Source organism: Candidatus Palauibacter sp. (genome assembly GCF_965208055.1).
Classification (GTDB): domain Bacteria; phylum Gemmatimonadota; class Gemmatimonadetes; order Palauibacterales; family Palauibacteraceae; genus Palauibacter.
In genome coordinates, this window is sequence record NZ_CBDBNY010000004.1 from 1,113,879 (window position 1) to 1,129,404 (window position 15,526).

General features: G+C 67.7%; 14 protein-coding genes. 7 read left to right on the forward strand and 7 right to left on the reverse strand.

Annotated elements, in window-relative coordinates; translation table 11 throughout:
- Positions 1-56 precede the first annotated feature (56 nt).
- Positions 57-2,075, reverse strand: a complete 2,019-nt coding sequence (locus ACOGXI_RS05185; protein WP_419937819.1) for a prolyl oligopeptidase family serine peptidase — start codon at positions 2,073-2,075, stop codon at positions 57-59.
- 170 nt (positions 2,076-2,245) lie between these two features.
- Here ACOGXI_RS05185 and ACOGXI_RS05190 point away from each other — a divergent pair, with 170 nt between their 5' ends.
- A complete protein-coding gene (locus tag ACOGXI_RS05190; protein WP_419937820.1) occupies positions 2,246-3,967 on the forward strand; it encodes an N-acyl-D-amino-acid deacylase family protein in 1,722 nt (573 codons plus the stop codon).
- Here the strand turns inward: ACOGXI_RS05190 and ACOGXI_RS05195 are convergent.
- Together ACOGXI_RS05195 and ACOGXI_RS05200 are read right to left on the reverse strand one after the other, a co-directional pair.
- The gene (locus tag ACOGXI_RS05195; protein WP_419937821.1) at positions 3,964-4,401 is read right to left on the reverse strand and encodes a type II toxin-antitoxin system VapC family toxin; all 438 of its coding nucleotides are present in this window, start codon (positions 4,399-4,401) and stop codon (positions 3,964-3,966) included. The two genes, ACOGXI_RS05190 and ACOGXI_RS05195, sit on opposite strands and share 4 nt — an antisense overlap.
- Positions 4,382-4,636, reverse strand: coding sequence for a type II toxin-antitoxin system Phd/YefM family antitoxin (locus ACOGXI_RS05200; RefSeq protein ID WP_419937822.1), 255 nt, complete (start codon positions 4,634-4,636; stop codon positions 4,382-4,384). The genes ACOGXI_RS05195 and ACOGXI_RS05200 overlap by 20 nt, the downstream gene beginning before the upstream one ends.
- Positions 4,637-4,834: 198 nt before the next feature.
- Between ACOGXI_RS05200 and ACOGXI_RS05205 the strand changes: the two genes are divergently transcribed.
- The 6 genes from ACOGXI_RS05205 (at position 4,835) to ACOGXI_RS05230 (ending at position 10,452) form a co-directional block, all read left to right on the forward strand.
- Positions 4,835-5,134, forward strand: coding sequence for a type II toxin-antitoxin system Phd/YefM family antitoxin (locus ACOGXI_RS05205; RefSeq protein ID WP_419937823.1), 300 nt, complete (start codon positions 4,835-4,837; stop codon positions 5,132-5,134).
- A complete protein-coding gene (locus ACOGXI_RS05210) occupies positions 5,131-5,550 on the forward strand; it encodes a type II toxin-antitoxin system VapC family toxin (RefSeq protein ID WP_419937824.1) in 420 nt (139 codons plus the stop codon). Before ACOGXI_RS05205 ends, ACOGXI_RS05210 begins: the two co-directional genes overlap by 4 nt.
- A gap of 93 nt (positions 5,551-5,643) precedes the next feature.
- A complete protein-coding gene (locus tag ACOGXI_RS05215) occupies positions 5,644-7,770 on the forward strand; it encodes a PQQ-dependent dehydrogenase, methanol/ethanol family (RefSeq protein ID WP_419937825.1) in 2,127 nt (708 codons plus the stop codon).
- Between the two features lie 64 nt (positions 7,771-7,834).
- Complete coding sequence (locus tag ACOGXI_RS05220) at positions 7,835-8,281, forward strand: RidA family protein (protein WP_419937826.1); 447 nt, start codon at positions 7,835-7,837, stop codon at positions 8,279-8,281.
- Between the two features lie 42 nt (positions 8,282-8,323).
- Entirely contained in the window at positions 8,324-9,256 is a 933-nt protein-coding gene (locus ACOGXI_RS05225) for a Kdo hydroxylase family protein (protein ID WP_419940159.1), read from the forward strand.
- The gene (locus ACOGXI_RS05230) at positions 9,253-10,452 is read left to right on the forward strand and encodes an HIT domain-containing protein (RefSeq protein WP_419937827.1); all 1,200 of its coding nucleotides are present in this window, start codon (positions 9,253-9,255) and stop codon (positions 10,450-10,452) included. The genes ACOGXI_RS05225 and ACOGXI_RS05230 overlap by 4 nt, the downstream gene beginning before the upstream one ends.
- Positions 10,453-10,927: 475 nt before the next feature.
- Here the strand turns inward: ACOGXI_RS05230 and ggt are convergent, their stop codons facing one another.
- Genes ggt through ACOGXI_RS05250 form a run of 4 tightly spaced genes read right to left on the reverse strand, consistent with a single transcriptional unit; the run spans position 10,928 to position 15,400 of the window.
- Complete coding sequence (gene ggt, locus ACOGXI_RS05235; RefSeq protein WP_419937828.1) at positions 10,928-12,775, reverse strand: gamma-glutamyltransferase; 1,848 nt, start codon at positions 12,773-12,775, stop codon at positions 10,928-10,930.
- Positions 12,776-13,414, reverse strand: coding sequence for a thymidine kinase (locus ACOGXI_RS05240; RefSeq protein ID WP_419937829.1), 639 nt, complete (start codon positions 13,412-13,414; stop codon positions 12,776-12,778).
- A 3-nt stretch (positions 13,415-13,417) separates the two neighbouring features.
- Complete coding sequence (locus ACOGXI_RS05245; protein ID WP_419937830.1) at positions 13,418-14,089, reverse strand: hypothetical protein; 672 nt, start codon at positions 14,087-14,089, stop codon at positions 13,418-13,420.
- Positions 14,090-14,104: 15 nt separating this feature from the next.
- Positions 14,105-15,400, reverse strand: a complete 1,296-nt coding sequence (locus tag ACOGXI_RS05250; RefSeq protein ID WP_419937831.1) for a pyridoxal phosphate-dependent decarboxylase family protein — start codon at positions 15,398-15,400, stop codon at positions 14,105-14,107.
- Positions 15,401-15,526 lie beyond the last annotated feature (126 nt).

Here is a 15,526-nt window from a genome sequence, read left to right on the forward strand (position 1 = left end):
GGTCAGGTGTGGGTCCAGTGCGGGTCCGGTGTGCGTCCGGTGAGCGGCTGGCGGGGTCAGCTCGTCGCCGCCACCGCCCGATACTTATCGAACCAGGCCACGATGTTCGCAATCTTGGCCATGAGCTGGCTCGGGCGGCGGCTCATGTCGTGCGAGGCGCCCGGCAGCCGGATCACGGCCGTGTCGATCCCCCGCAGCTTGAGCGCGTGGAACATCTGGTACGACTCGGACAGCGGAGTCCGAAGGTCCTCCTCTCCCGTGATGATCATCGTGGGCGTGTTCACGTTTCCCACGAGGGAGATGGGAGAGAACTCCCAGTAGGCCTCGGGGTTCTCCCACGGCAGGCCCTCGTAGCGGCTGTGGTAGTAGCCGTACCAGTTGTCCGCCGTGAGCGTCTTGCTGATCCAGTTGACGACGGGTTTCTGGGCGACCGCGGCACGGAAGCGGTCCGTCTTGCCGACGATCCAGGCCGTCATGATGCCGCCGGCGCTCCCGCCGGTGACGAAGAGGTTGTCCTGATCGATGTAGCCCCGGTCGATCACGGCGTCGACCCCGGAGATGAGGTCGTCGTAGTCCTGCCCCGGATAGTTGTGATAGAGGAGGTCCGCGAACTCCTCGCCGTAGCTCGTGCTCCCGCGCGGGTTCGCGTAGAGGACGACGTAGCCGGCCGCGGCGAGAAGCTGCATCTCCGCCGAGAAGCGGTCTCCGTAGTTGGAGACCGGACCGCCGTGGATCTCGAGGATGAGGGGATAGCGCCGACCCGGATCGAAGTCGGGCGGCTTCACGATCCACCCCTGGATGGGACGCCCATCGAACGACGAATCCCACCAGATCTCCTCGACCTCGCCGAGTTGACGGTTCGCGAGCAGGTCCTCGTTCAGCGAGGTGATGCGACGCACGCCGCGACCCCTCGCCCCCACCGCAACCTCGCCGGGAGATTCGGGACGGGTCTGGTTGAGCGCGAAGCTCCCATCGTCGGCCACGCTGAAGGAGCCGCCGCCGTAGGGACGCCCGTAGGACGTGCCCCCCAGATCCTCGGCCAGCACCTCGAGGTCGCCGGCGAGCGTGGCGAAGCCGACCTTCGAGTTCCCCTCGTCGTCGTACTGGAAGTAGATCCCGCTCCCGTCGGAAGCCCATACCGGGTTCGACACGCTGCGGTCGAGGTCGCCCGTGAGCACGCGCTGCCCGCTCCCGTCCAGGTTCATCACCTGCAGCCGGCTCACCTGGTAGGTGCGGGTGCGGTCCTCGTAGCCCGTGAACGCGATCCGCCTCCCATCGGGAGAGACGGCCGGACTCCGGTCGGGTCCGGGGCGGTCGGTGAGGGGGCGCACTTCGCCGGTGGCGATCGAGACGATGTAGAGTTCGGAATTGCGGTAATCGTGAACCCAGTCCTCGTTGCGGTTCGACGAGAAGACGAGGTGCCGGCCATCGGGGGTCCACGCGGCGGGGCTCTGGTGCTGGAAGTCGCCGGACGTGACCTGCGTGGGCGTGCCGCCCTCGACCGGGACGATGAAGATGTGGTCGTACCCGAAGTCGAGATAGCCGACGCCGTCCTGCCGATTCTTGAAACGGTCCTCCATGATGGGAGGATCGGCCCACTCCGCCCCGGCGGGCGGCTTCGGCGGCGGGGCGAGGCTCGGCGGCGCGTAGGGAACGAGCTTGTTGAACGCGAGCTGGCGCCCATCCGGCGACCAGCGGAGCCCGCGCGGCGACTCGATGAGTTGCGTGAGCGTCGCCTCCTCGCCCGTGTCCATCCAGCGCACATGGATCTGGCCGTCCGCCGTGTACGCGATGCGGGTGCCGTCGGGCGACCAGCGCGGGGAACCGCCCGTCCCGATCCGCCGGTGATCCGACCCGTCGGCGTGCATGATCCACAGCTCGGATTTCTTCGCGTCCCGCATGATGTCCATCGACGTGCGGACATAGACGACCTGGCTTCCGTCGGGCGAGATCCGGGGGTCCACGGCGTATTCGATCTCGAACACGTCCATCGGCTGGAAGTGGCCCTGCGCGGCCACCTGATCGGCGCTCAGCGCGACTGCGAGCAGGACAAGGACAATTTTCGTCGTACGCATCTTCGACTCCCGGGATCGGACGGAAGGTGGCACCGGAAACATATCTCCCCGATTCGACCTGTGGGCAACCGTTGCGTTATCGTCCGCCTCGTCGGCGTCTGCCTCCAACGTTGCGACATTCTCCCGGGGTCATACACATGATTCGGTTTACCGTACGATGCGCCGCCCTCGTGGCTACGAGTGCCGCCCTCGCGGCGGGCGCCCTCTCATTCCGGCTTTCCGCGCAGGAATACGACATCCTCATCCGGAACGGGCGCGTGATCGACGGCACGGGGAATCCGTGGTTCGCGGCGGATATCGCCATTGCCGGCGACCGGATCGTCCGGATCGGGAGGCTCGGCGACGCGACGGCGCGGCGGGTCGTGGACGCGGCGGGGATGTACGTCTCGCCGGGGTTCATCGACCTGCACTCGCACGCCGACCGGGCCATGACCTCCGAGCACCTGGAGGCGCGGCGGGCGAAGAGCCTGAACAGCCAGGGGCTCACGACGGTCATCGGCGGACCCGACGGCCGCAATCAGACGTGGCCGCTCAGCGCGGAGATCGCCGCGCTGCGTTCGCAGGGACACGCCATGAACTTCGTCCCCATGGTCGGCCACAGCTCGGTGCGCGGCGAAGTGATGGGCGACGACTACGAGCGCCCGGCGACGGAGGAGGAGATCGCCCGCATGCAGGCGCTCGTGCGCGAGGGCATGGAGTCGGGGGCGTGGGGACTGGGAGCCGGCGTCGAGTACCGCCCCGCCCGCTTCAGCACGCCGGAGGAGATCGTCGCCCTCGCCGAGGCCGTGGCCCCTTACGGCGGCTTCTACGTCGCGCACCAGCGCAGCGAGGCGGCCATGCCGCTGTGGGAACTGCCGAGTACGGTGAGCGACTGGCCCGTGGACGGGAACCAGGGGCTGGCGGAGACCGTGAGCATCGCCCGCGAGACGGGGATCCGCGTCGTGGCGAGCCACCACAAGGCGCGGGGGCGCTCCAGCTTCGGCCGTTCGGGGCAGGACACGCTGGTCGTGAACCGGGCGCGCGAGGAGGGGCTCGAAGTCTATCTCGACGTCTACCCCTACGAGACGTTCGGCGGGGGCGCCCGGCCCATGATCCCGCGCTGGAGTCTGGTGCACGACACGGTCGACACGAGCGGCGGGAGAGACAGCCCCGTCTACAGCGGCGAAGGGATGTTCGACGACGCCCGGGCGCACCTGCAGCGCCGCTGGGCGGACCCGGAACTCCGGGGTCTCATCGCCCGCGACATCGAGTGGATCGTCGACCACAACGGGGGTCCGGACCGCGTGGTCGTGGTGGGCTATCCCGATTCGACCTACGTGGGCCGGACGCTGGAGGAACTGGGCCGACGCCTGGGCGTCACCTATCAGGAAGCCGTCGTTCACATGGCGCTGGAGGGATATCCCGACGTCCTCGGCGGGGCCTGGACGCGCGGCTACGGGATTCACGACGCGGACATCATCAACTACTACCGGCAGGACTACACGGCGACGGCGTCGGACGCGGCGGTGAGCGGGGTCGAGGGCGTGCCCGAATTCGCCTCGCGGCCCGGCGCGCACCCCCGCCATTTCGGCGCCTTCACGCGCAAGATCGCCCGCTACGTGAAGGACCTGAAGGCGATCACGCTGCCCTTCGCGGTGCGCTCGATGACGGGACTGCCGGCGCGGATCATCGGGCTGGAGGACCGCGGCTTCCTGCGCGAGGGCTACAAGGCGGACCTCGTCGTGTTCGACCTCGCGCGTCTCCGGGACCGGGCCACCGTGCTCGAGCCGGACCTCTTCAGCGAGGGCGTCGACTACGTGATGGTGAACGGGGTGTTCACGGTCGACGGCGGCGGGTTCACGGACGCGCTCCCCGGAGAGGTCATCCTGCGTCCGCGGAACTCCACGAATTAGTCGCCCGGCCCGGGCACCATTTCGAACCCGGCTTGCACGAAGTGCCGATCCGTGGTCAGAGCCCGGCGGAGCCCAAGTTCTCTCATGATCACGAAGCTCGTGCAGTCCGTGTACGAGAAATCCGTGTCACTCCACTGGAAGAACCAGCTTCTCGCTTTCTCGGCGCGCACGGGATCGATCCGTTCCCATCGAACGCGCGTGGTCGTGTCGACCTGTGCCCACCACTTGACCGCTGCGCTCAGCCCAAGCCGCACTCGGATCAGCGTCAGGGTCTCATCCATGACATAGTCCGTGGAGACGAGGATGCCGCCGTCCCGCAGGAGGGCGTCGCGCGTACGCCGGCTGGACTCGTGCATGGCATCCCCCTCATCGGCCATCGCCATCCAGCCCGCTGTATCGACGAACAGCACCGATTCAGGGACCAGGTGCGCCATAGAGGATCCGGTCGTGGTCCGCCGCCACGAGTCCGTCGCTCGATCTCCCCACGGCCGGGGCCCCATAGAGCGGATCCGTCTCGGCCGGGCCGAGATCGAAGCCCGCGTCTACGGGCACGATGCGAAATGCCGGGCGGCTCCGGTAAAGCACCGTGAATTTCTCGCCTGCTCGCACGCGGTCGACGATGCGTTTCATTTCGTGTCTGAGCGTCTTCACGTTGATCGTGGTGGACACGGTCTGTCCTCCCTTCGATGATCCGAAGATAAACTCAAGATAATCTTTCTACGTTCGCCGTGCCACACCCGACGGTCATTGGCGGACCCGATGGCCGCAATCAGATGGCCCGTGGACGGGAACCAGGGGCGGCGGAGACCGACGCTAATCCGATGTGCGACGCTTGATAGGCAACATCCATATGGCTAGATTGGCCACATGAGACGAGCCAGCGTCAGCGAAGCGAAGAACGCCCTCAGCGGACTGCTGGGCGACGTGCGTCGCGGGGAAGCCGTGTTGATCACGCATCGCGGGAAGCCCGTTGCGCGAATCGAACCCTGCCGCGGGGACGACCTGGGCGCCGACCAGGGGGCCGCGGAACTCGTGCGCCGCGGAGTCGCGGCTCCTCCTCGCACCCCTCTCGATGTCGAACGCTTCCTGAAAGCTCCCCTCGTACGGCTCACCGCCGGAGCCAGCGCCAGTGAGCTGATCGTGGCAGAGCGCCGAGACGCCCGGTGAAATACTGGGATTCATCTGCACTGGTGTCGCTTATCGTGGAAGAACCCCGCAGCACCGAGCGTCGAGCGGCGATCCGGCGCGATCCGGCCATTGTGACGTGGTGGGGGAGTCGAGTGGAGTGCGCGTCCGCCTTGAACCGCCTACGGCGGGATCGCCGTTTCGAAGTCGGCGAACTCGATCGGGGTCTTGAGCAACTGCGGCGGCTGGCGGCAAGCTGGCTGGAGATCGAGCCGATGGAGCAGGTACGCAACCGCGCGATCAGACTGCTTCGGCTTCACCCGTTGCGGGCGGCAGATGCGCTGCAGCTGGCGGCGGCGCTGACCGCCGCGTCCGAAGATCCGGAGCGGCTCGATCTCGTCAGCAGCGATGATCGGCTCTCCGCCGCGGCGCAGCGCGAGGGATTCAGGGTTCTTTGAACTGGCCGTGACCGGCGACATCGGACAGTGTAAGATCGTACATCATTCGGGTTGAGCCCCACCTCCACCCGCCCTTCACCACCGGAGAGGCCCATGCGCACGCGACTCCACGCCCTGCTGCTCCTCCTTCCGGCCGCCGCCTGCACCGCGGACGCACCGCCGCCCGAGCCTTCAAGCGTGCAGAGCGCCGGCGATGTAACCGACGCGGTGCTCGTGGCCGCGCGCCCGGACGGCAACTGGCTCACGTACGGCGGCAACTACGCGGAGGACCGCTTCAGCACGCTCGAGGAGATCACGCGGGACAACGTCGACGAACTCGGCCTCGCGTGGACGTACGACATGGAGCTGCGGGGCGGGGTCGAGGCGACGCCGCTCGTCGTGGGCGGCATCATGTACATCAGTGCGCCGTGGAGCGTCGTGCACGCCATCGACACGCGGACCGGAGAGCGCCTGTGGCGGCACGACCCCGGCGTTCCGCGCATCCGCGGACGTCTCGCCTGCTGCGGCGTGGTGAACCGCGGCGTCGCGCTCTATGAGGGCAAGGTCATCGTGGGCACGATCGACGGCCGGCTCATCGCCCTCGACGCCGAGAGCGGCGACGTCGTGTGGGAGACGCTCACCATCGACCCGAACGAGGCCTACACGATCACGGGCGCGGTCCGCGTCGTGCAGGGACTCGCGATCATCGGGAACGGCGGGGCCGAGTACGGCGTCCGGGGCTACGTGTCAGCATACGACGCGGACGACGGTGAACTCGTGTGGCGCACCTACACGGTGCCGGGGAACCCGGCCGACGGGTTCGAATCCGAAGCCATGGAGATGGCGGCGGAGACGTGGAGCGGCGAGTGGTGGGTCGCCGGAGGCGGCGGCACGGCGTGGGACTCGATCATCTACGATCCCGACCTCGATCTCCTCTACGTCGGGACCGGCAACGGTTCCCCCTGGTCCCGGAACCTCCGGAGCCCCGGCGGCGGCGACAACCTCTTCCTCGCCTCCATCCTCGCGCTCCGCCCCCGGACGGGCGAGTACGTGTGGCACTTTCAGACGACGCCCGGCGACCACTGGGACTACACGGCGGTCCAGCCCATGACGCTCGCGGATCTCGAGTTCGACGGGCGGATGCGGCGCGTCATCATGCAGGCGCCGAAGAACGGCTTCTTCTACGTCCTCGACGCGGAGACGGGCGAGTTCCTCTCCGGCCAGGAATACATCGTGCAGAACTGGGCGGAGGGACTCGATCTCGAGACGGGCCGCCCGACGGACCGCCCGGAGGCCGTGCACGCCGAGGTGTGGACCCTCATTACGCCTGCCGCACTCGGGGGCCACAACTGGCAACCGCAGTCCTTCAATCCCGGGACGGGGCTCATGTATCTCCCGATCCAGGAGGGGTGGGTCGAGCGCAGCGAGCCGCCGGACTGGGTGTACACGGACCTCGAGATCGAGGACCACAGCTTCGGGCCGAGGGTGAACAACGTCGGCCACATGAGCCGGTACGGGGCGCGCGACGACGCCGGCTTCCTCGTCGCATGGGACCCGAAGGCGCAGGAGGCCCGGTGGTCCGTCCCCCTCCTCGGTTACTGGAACGGCGGGACGATGACGACGACGACCGGACTCGTCTTCCAGGGCGGCGGCGATGGCCGCTTCGTCGCCTACGACGCGGAAAACGGCGAGCCGTTGTGGGAGGTCTCGACCGGCCTCGGGATCCTCGGCGGTCCCGTAACCTACCTGGTCGACGGGCGCCAGCACGTGACGGTGTCGGCCGGCTGGGGCGGCTCGCGCGGCCGGAGCGGGGCGCCGTACGGCGACGCCGCCAACTACGAGCAGCGGGGCCGCGTCTTCACCTTCGTGCTCGGCGGCGCCGGGGAAATGCCGGAGCCGCGGCGCAAGCGGCCGGTCAGCGTGCCCGCTGTCGCCGCCGACCTGCCCGCCGACGAGGCCTCGCTCGCGAGCGGGGGCGAACTCTACAGGCAGTACTGCCGGCACTGTCACGGGGCCGGCGGCGGCTCGGAGGGCGCGATGCCGAACCTCCAGCGCGCGACGGACATCGTGCACCGCAATTTCGAGGACATCGTCCTGGGCGGCAGCCGGGAACCGCAGGGGATGCCGTCGTACGAGGGGCTCATTGACGCCGATCAACTGCGCCTGATCCAGGCCTACATTGTTTCGCAGGCGCGGGAGACGCTCTCCACCGACGAAGAGGAGGCAGGGGGCGCGAACTGAGCGTCACATTGCACTTCAACCTGAGCTTCAACCTGCACTTCAACGAATGAGAGGAACCCACGCTATGAAGCGCTTCATCATGATTTCACTTCTTGCCACCGGAGGTTTCGCGGCCATGGCTCCCGATCTTTCGGCCCAGCGTGAGTACATCAACCCTCGCCACGCGAGCGAGGAGGGCGTCCTCCCCTTCAGCGGCGCGGTCTGGGTGGGCGACCTGCTCTTCGTGTCGGGGTCGCTCGGCCTCGTCGATGGCCGTCCGCCGAACGACGCCGCCGAGGAGGCCCGGCTCGTCATGGAAGCGATCAAGAACACCGTGGAGGAGGCAGGGATCACGATGGACGACCTCGTCTCCGTGCAGGTGTTCTGCTCCGACGTCGATCTCTACGACGTCTTCAACAAGGTCTACCGGACCTATTTCACGGAGAACTTCCCGGCGCGCGCCTTCCTCGGCTCCGGCCCCCTGCTCTTCGGGGCGCGGTTCGAGGTGATGGCGATCGGCTCCCGCAACTGAGCCGGGGCACCTGAGGCGGGGCACCTGAGGCGGGAGCGGGATCTGCTCACCGAAGCGGGGTCCCCGGGAGGTCCCCGGCCCGATCTCGCCGATGCGCTGGAGCGGGGAGAGATCGTCTTCTTCCGCGCGTGTCCGGTGGAACTGCCGCCGGATCGCGACCTGGAGCGACTGCGAGCGGAGCTTCCGCGCCAACTGAAGGCGAAGAACGTCAGCTACCACCCGGAGAGCGGGCGTCTCCGCGGCGTGGCGGCGGGCGGAGGGCTGCGGGACGCCGTTCTCGATACTCTCACCGCGCACGGCGCCGGGGTGCGCGCCTTCCTGCGGGAGTGCATGCCCGCGCTCACCGAGGGGTGGACCGTGGGGACGACGAGCTTCCGTCCGATCCAGGAACGCGGCCGCGGCCTCTCCGCGCACGCGAGCAACGAACGGATCCACTTCGATGCCGGCGCCTACGGGGCGACCGACGGGGACCGCATCCTCCGTTTCTTCGTCAACGTGAACCCCGATGAGGACCGCGTGTGGTGCACGAAGGGGACCTTTCCCGACATCTTCGCGCGCTACGGGGCCGAGGCGGGCGTGACGGACGGCGGCTTGCTCGAGAGGGGGCCCGTGGACCGTCTCCGCGGGCACCTGCTGCGGGGGATCGCGAGGGCGGGGCTCGGTGAGGCGGTGCTCGCGGACTCCAGTCCGTACGACCGGCTCATGCGGCGTTTCCACAACTACATGAAGGACACGCCGTCCTTCCAGGCGCGGGACGACACATGGCGGGAGGTCCGTTTCCCGCCCTTCTCGGCATGGATGGCCCTCACCGACATGGTGAGCCACGCGAGCCTGTCCGGGCAGCACGCCCTCGTCGACACGTTCATCCTGCGGCTCGCCGCCTGCCGTCGCCCCGAACTTGCCCCCATCAACATCCTGCGCGGGCGCGGGGAAGACGCCCGAGTTCAGGGCACTTCGAGCGCAGGCGGCCGATGAACCGTGCCATCGCCGTCGACTGGTCTGGAGCGAAGTCCGGAGAACGGTCCAAGATCTGGCTGGCTGAGGTTCGTGACGGACGCCTGACCCGCCTGGAATCGGGGCGTGACCGTAGCGCGCTGGTCGCGCATCTGACCGATGCTGCCCGTGCGGATCCCGAGGTCGTGGTCGGGCTGGACTTTGCGTTCGCCTTCCCCCGCTGGTTCGTGGAGGAACTGGGCGCGACATCGATAGGGGAGATTTGGGACCTCGCCGCCGAGCGCGGTGAAGAATGGCTAAGCAGTTGCGCACCCCCGTTCTGGGGAAGGCCGGGAAGGCGCAGACCGAAGCTGCGCGAACATCTTCGGCGCACGGAACAGGACGCCTCGGCGGTGAAGGATTCGAATCCCAAAAGCGTCTTCCAGATCGGCGGCGTCGGTGCCGTTGGCACAGGTTCGATTAGAGGCATGCGTCACCTGGCGAGGCTGCATACCGAGGGCTTCTCCATCTGGCCCTTTCACGAAGCAAGAGCTCCCGTCGTGATCGAGATCTATCCGCGGCTGCTTACCGGTCCGGTGAAGAAGTCCGACTATGCAGCGCGTGAGACGTACCTCGCTCAGGGGTTTCCGGAAATCAATGATGGATTCGCACGCAAGGCCGCTTCCTCCGAGGACGCGTTCGACGCGGCGGTATCAGCCATGGTGATGAGCCGGCACCTGGACGAGATCTCAACTCTTGCTGCAGCCCGGGATTCCACGGAGCTGATCGAGGGCCGGATTTGGTGGCCTCGAGAGATCCGGGAGGCTGCCCCCAACGACCGGCGCGGCGTTGTCCGAAAGGCGGGCTGTTCGTTCTGCGACGTGCCCGGGGACTCCGTGGTAGCCGAATCGCGGGATGCCGTGGCCATTCGTGACCGTTACCCCGTGAGTACCGGACACACGCTCGTGATCCCGAAGACTCACGCAGAGACGCTGTTCGGCCCGAGTGTCGAAATCCAGGCTGACATATGGCGTCTCGTGGCCAGGGTGAGGGATGAACTTCGGTCAGAGTTCAACCCCGACGGCTTCAATATCGGGGTCAACGAGGGACAGGCAGCCGGACAGACGGTGGAACATGCGCACGTGCATGTCATCCCGCGTTTCAACGGGGACGTGGAGGATCCGAGAGGCGGCATTCGCTGGATCCTGCCCGAGGGCGCCGCGTATTGGGATCGATGAGCGAGCCGAAGCCACCCACGGCGGAAGGGCAGCTCGCGTTTCTCCGGTCTCTCCAGCGCCTCCTCGACGAGGGCAGCTTCACGTCCAGCTACAAGTTCGCGCTGCTCCATGCGATCGCCGATCTATGCGTCATCAAAGGGCGTCCTGAGCCAGAACACGGGCCTCCAGGCACTGCGAAAGCGACATCAAGTCGCGCGGAGAGGTCGACCATTTCATCGAGGAGCACCTCGAACGATGGATCGAGCGGAACCGTAAGTGCCGGGATGAACTGGAAGCAGGGTTCGATCAGCGCAAGGCCCTCCACGACTGGGCGGTGAGTCGGCGGATCGCTCACTGGGCCTATGGGCAAGTACACAGGGCGGGAGGACAGGTATGGGTGCAGGCCAGGGAGCGGAGGCCCCTTTCGGACGGCTGGCGGAGGATCCTGGTCGCCGCCGACCACGCCGCGTAGCCGACGGCATGCTCCCCCGGGCCATCACCAGCCGATGGCGTAGGCGACGCGGCGGGGATCCGCGCCCGCCATGAGGGCCCCGGTCGCGGCATCGAAGGTGATGCCCTGAATGCTGCCGAAGGCGTATCCGGGCGCAAGCTCCACGGTGTATCCCAACCCCTCGAGCGTCTCGACCACGTCGTCCGGCAGTCGATCCTCGAGACGGAAACGGACCTCGGCTCCGGGCAGGTAGAAGTTCGGCTCCGCGCTCAGGGCGAAGCGGGGCGCCGCGATGGCCTCCTGGATCGGCATCCCGAAGTCGAGGAGGTTCACGAGCACCTGGAACTGGGTCTGTCCGATGGTCTCGCCTCCCGGCGTCCCCAGCGCCGCATGGAACCGCCCGTCCCTGAGCACGATGATGGGGGAGTTGTTGAGGATCGGAATCTGCCCGCCCCGGACGTAGTTCACGTGGTCGGGGTACGGCGATGTCGAACCGATGCGGGACCCGTTGTTGAAGGTCAGGCCGGTGTTGCCGACGACGACTCCCGTGCCGAAGGCACCGCCGTGCGTGGGCGTGGCGGCGACGACGTTGCCGAACCGGTCGGCGATGGAAAAGCTCGTCGTGCTCCCCGCGTATGATCGCTCGGCGAGATGGCCTCGTCCGGGCTCGGGCTCCGCCTCTCCCGCCGCGCGCGCCCCTGATCGGAATTCGTCGACCCGCACGGGATTCCCGGCTCCCGGGTACGCCATCACGCGGGACGGGTCGATGAGGGATCGCCGGGCCGCCGCGTAGTTCTTGGAGAGCAACTCGTCGAGAGGCACATCGACCAGGGCGGGATCGGCCGCATAGGCGTAGACATCGGCCTTCGCGACCTTGATCGCCTCCGACAGAAGATGGATGGTCTCCGCGCTGCCGGCGCCGAGGGCCCGCAGGTCGAACCCTTCGACAAGGTTCAACTGCATCGTGACCTCCAGCCCTCCGCGCGACGTCGGCGGGCTGGTGTACACATCGTATCCCCGGTAGGCGGTGTGGAGCGGCTCCGCCCAGATGGGCTCGTAGCGCCCGAAGTCCTCCATGGTGAAGTCGCCGCCGTTGTCCCGGTAGAAGCGGGCCATCTCCTCGGCGATGTCGCCCCGGTAGAAGCGGTCGAAGGCGGCCCGGAACGCGTCCGACCGCGTCTTGCCGGCCGCGAGGGCCGCCTGCTCGGCCTCGACCACTTTCCGCAGGGTGTTCGCGAGATCTGGCATCCGGAACGTCTCGCCGGGCTCGGGCACCCTGCCTAGAGGGAGGAACATCCGCCGGCTCGACGGGAAGCTCTCGAAGAGATCCCTGTGAGACTCGATTGCCGCCACCACGGACGCTTCGATGGGATGGCCGTTCTCGGCGTAGTCGATGGCCGGGGCGAGCACCTGGGCCAGGCTCATGGTGCCGAAGCGGTCCAGAAGGGCGATCCATCCCCCGAAGAGGCCGGGGACGACGCCCGCGCGAATCCCCTTGTTCAGCTCGTCGGCCTCAAGGCTCGCGGGGTCGACGGCCAGGGGGGCGGCGCCCGTGGCGCCCAGCGAGTACACACGGTCGGAGACTCTGTCGTAGAGGGTCACGAACCCGTTCCCCGCCATCCCGGACATCTGCGGCCGTACGACGTTCAGCGTGGCCAGGGTCGCGACGGCGGCATCGGCGGCGTTCCCCCCGGCCATGAGCGTGCGAAGACCCGCCATGGACGCCAGAGGGTGGCCCGCCGTCACCAGGCCGTTCGGGCCCGGCACCGCAGGTCGGTGCGCCGGCCGCTCAGGGTACTGCTCCGCGGTCCGCTGCCCGGCTGTGACCTCCAGCGGCAGGATGAGCAGAGAGATCGCGAACAGCGTGATGCTCGTCCAGCTGTGGGTCTTCATCTAGGTCCCCTTCCATTCATCGGTGCGGCGTCTCGGCAACAGCTCCCTCTGGGCCCGACCTCGCTCCGGCACGTCGTGGCAACGGCGGCAGCGCGCCTCGTACGATTCGGCGCCCCCCACCTGGATCGTCGGTCCCTCCGCGGGCGCCGGCTCGCCGTCGATGAGGCGCTGGTTCCTCGTCGCCGGATCGCCGCACACGACGCAAATCGCGTGGAGCTTGTCGATGCGCTCCGCGCGCGCCAGGAGCGGCCCCATGGGACCGAAGGGCTCGCCGCGGAAATCCATGTCCGTGCCGGCCACGATCACGCGCATCCCGGCGTCCGCCAGTGCATCGGCCACCTCGCAGATGCCGTCATCCAGAAACTGGGCCTCGTCGATGGCGACGACCTGCGTCGACGGGCGGACCTTCCCGGCCACCTGCACGGAGGTGGACACGGGCTCGGCGTCGATCTTCCGGCCGTCGTGGGACGAGATCTGGAACTGGCCGCCGTAGCGGTCGTCGAGGTGGGACTTGAAGAGCTGAACGCGCCGCCCGGCGATGAGGGCGCGCCGCACGCGTCGGATCAACTCCTCGGACTTCCCGCTGAACATCACGCCGGCGACCACCTCGATCCATCCGTGTCTCGCTCTGTGAAACATCGATCAAAAGCCAAGCATGCCGTAGTTGCCGTCCAGGATCAGGCGAATGGAGACGTACAGGCCGAACATCGGACACAACACCCATACCGCGTTCGTCGCGCCCACGTAGGCGTAGAACTCGCCCCGGCCGATACGGCGGTGCTCGCCGGCGACGAAGAAGCTGACCCAGTACAGCGACGACACGTAGACCCACTGCCAGAACAGGCCGACCCCGACGATGCCGGCCACGACGGCGGGCAGAACTGCGACGCTGAACGCCGCATAGAGCACCAGGGTCGGGAGCGGTGTCGCGAACCCGTTGGCGATGTCGGCATTGAAGCCGAAGGTCCGGCGATCCGTGTAGGCCGGATCGACCGTCGAGTACGTGGCCCACACATCCGCCCAGACCGTCGGGGACAGGCATCGTCGCAACGGTACGCGGGTGGAAAGGAACTCGCCGGCGGGTATGCGGCCGGTCTCCCGCCGCCGTTCGCGCCAGTGCCCGGCGCGCCGCTCGATGTAGTCGCGCCGGAGGAAGAGACACGCCTCCCAGTAGCAGATCAGCAGGTTGGTCGAGAAGAACAGGCTGAACAGACCATGGATGGCGTTGAGGTCCCCGTGCACGAAGTACCGGGTACCGATCCCGAGGAGCGTCAGGAGTGCGACGACCAGCGCCGCCAGCAGGCCGGCCGGCATCCGGAACCTCCCTGTCTAGTAGGTGCCGTCCACGAAGGTGTCGTGGAGGCGGTCGCGCCGGGCGATGGCCACGCACTCCGCGAGATCGGAAAGGTATTCGCCGAGCACCGGCGTGTGCACGGAGGTGATGGGTTGGTGGATGGCGGGCGGCACCCGGTGCTGCCCCATCATCCAGCCGCGCTCGTTCATGAGTCTTGCGACTGCGAAGATGTTGAACGGCTCGCCGGGATCGACGTCGTAGCGGAAGAGATTCGTGTCCCCTTCGGGTTCGAACACGTAGAGGCCGTCGATCTCCCTGACTCCTTCGATCGCCGCGTGGGTCGTCTCCATGATCCCGCGCACGATCTTCCGGTAACCCTCCCGGCCCAGGTGCCGGAGCATGGTCCACGCGCAGGCCACGGCGCCGCCCGGACGCGATCCCTGGGCGGTGGCGGAGGCGTAGGTGCCGCCGGCGAGATCGCGGACGACATACCTTGCGTACTCGAGATCGTTGCCATCGGCGAAGAGCACGAGCGAGGCGCTCTTCTGCGCGAAACCGAACTTGTGGAGGTCGGCCGACAGACTGGACACGCCCGGCACGGAGAGATCGAAGTCGGGAACCGGATAGCCGAGTTCCCGCGCAAAGGGTGAGATGAAGCCGCCGTAGCAGGCATCCGAGTGCAGGCGGACCCCCGTTTCGAGGGCGAGTTCGCCGAGTTCGCGCATCGGGTCGATGAGCCCGTAGTAGATGGTCGGGGCCCCGGCATAGATGAAGATCGAAGCCTCATCGATGGCGTCGCGAATGGCATCGACATCGGCCCGATAGTCGGACCGGCAATCCACGTACTTCATGTCGAGCTCGAGGATCTGGGCCGCCTTGTCGACGGAAGGGTGCCGGCTGTAGGCGGCGACGATGTTGAGCCGGCCCAGGTCAGGGCGCGCCTCCCGCTTCATCTCCCGCGCGACCTTCACGGCCTGGAAGATGCTCTCCGTGCCGCCGGAGGTGAACTGGCCCGCGGCGCCCTCGGGCGCGTTGAAGAGGTCGAGGCCCATCTGGACGACCTCTTCCTCCATGGCCCCGACGCTGGGAAAAGACCCCCCACCCGAGAGGGCGTTCTCCACCGAGTAGATCGCGTGTGACGCGTCCTGCACCCGCTTCAGGTCTTCGTCCACGTAGTAGACGAGGTACGGGACGCGGCCGTTCTTCCAGTCGTAGTCGATCGCCTTCCGGCCGAGCAGTTCGCTCTCGAGCGTCTCCCAGTCGGTTCCCTGCTCGGGGAGTCGCTTACGGGTCCGGACTTCGGGACTCAGGGTACTCGTTGCCTGTGCCACTTCGATGCCCTCCGTCGAACGGTGGTGGCCGACCGTGGCCGACCGGTGCCGGCCGGTGCCGACCTTTGAAATCCAACCTTGTGCGAGGGGATTGGCGGGGCAACGCACAGGGCGCGGACCGACCCG

Bases quoted from the DNA above. Each gene is read 5' to 3' on its own strand.
- ACOGXI_RS05215 (WP_419937825.1), top strand. From the start codon at position 5,644: ATGCGCACGCGACTCCACGCCCTGCTGCTCCTCCTTCCGGCCGCCGCC.
- ACOGXI_RS05220 (WP_419937826.1), top strand. From the start codon at position 7,835: ATGAAGCGCTTCATCATGATTTCACTTCTTGCCACCGGAGGTTTCGCG.
- ACOGXI_RS05205 (WP_419937823.1), top strand. From the start codon at position 4,835: ATGAGACGAGCCAGCGTCAGCGAAGCGAAGAACGCCCTCAGCGGACTG.
- ACOGXI_RS05230 (WP_419937827.1), top strand. From the start codon at position 9,253: ATGAACCGTGCCATCGCCGTCGACTGGTCTGGAGCGAAGTCCGGAGAA.
- ACOGXI_RS05240 (WP_419937829.1), bottom strand. From the start codon at position 13,414: ATGTTTCACAGAGCGAGACACGGATGGATCGAGGTGGTCGCCGGCGTG.
- ACOGXI_RS05245 (WP_419937830.1), bottom strand. From the start codon at position 14,089: ATGCCGGCCGGCCTGCTGGCGGCGCTGGTCGTCGCACTCCTGACGCTC.
- ACOGXI_RS05185 (WP_419937819.1), bottom strand. From the start codon at position 2,075: ATGCGTACGACGAAAATTGTCCTTGTCCTGCTCGCAGTCGCGCTGAGC.
- ACOGXI_RS05195 (WP_419937821.1), bottom strand. From the start codon at position 4,401: ATGGCGCACCTGGTCCCTGAATCGGTGCTGTTCGTCGATACAGCGGGC.
- ggt (WP_419937828.1), bottom strand. From the start codon at position 12,775: ATGAAGACCCACAGCTGGACGAGCATCACGCTGTTCGCGATCTCTCTG.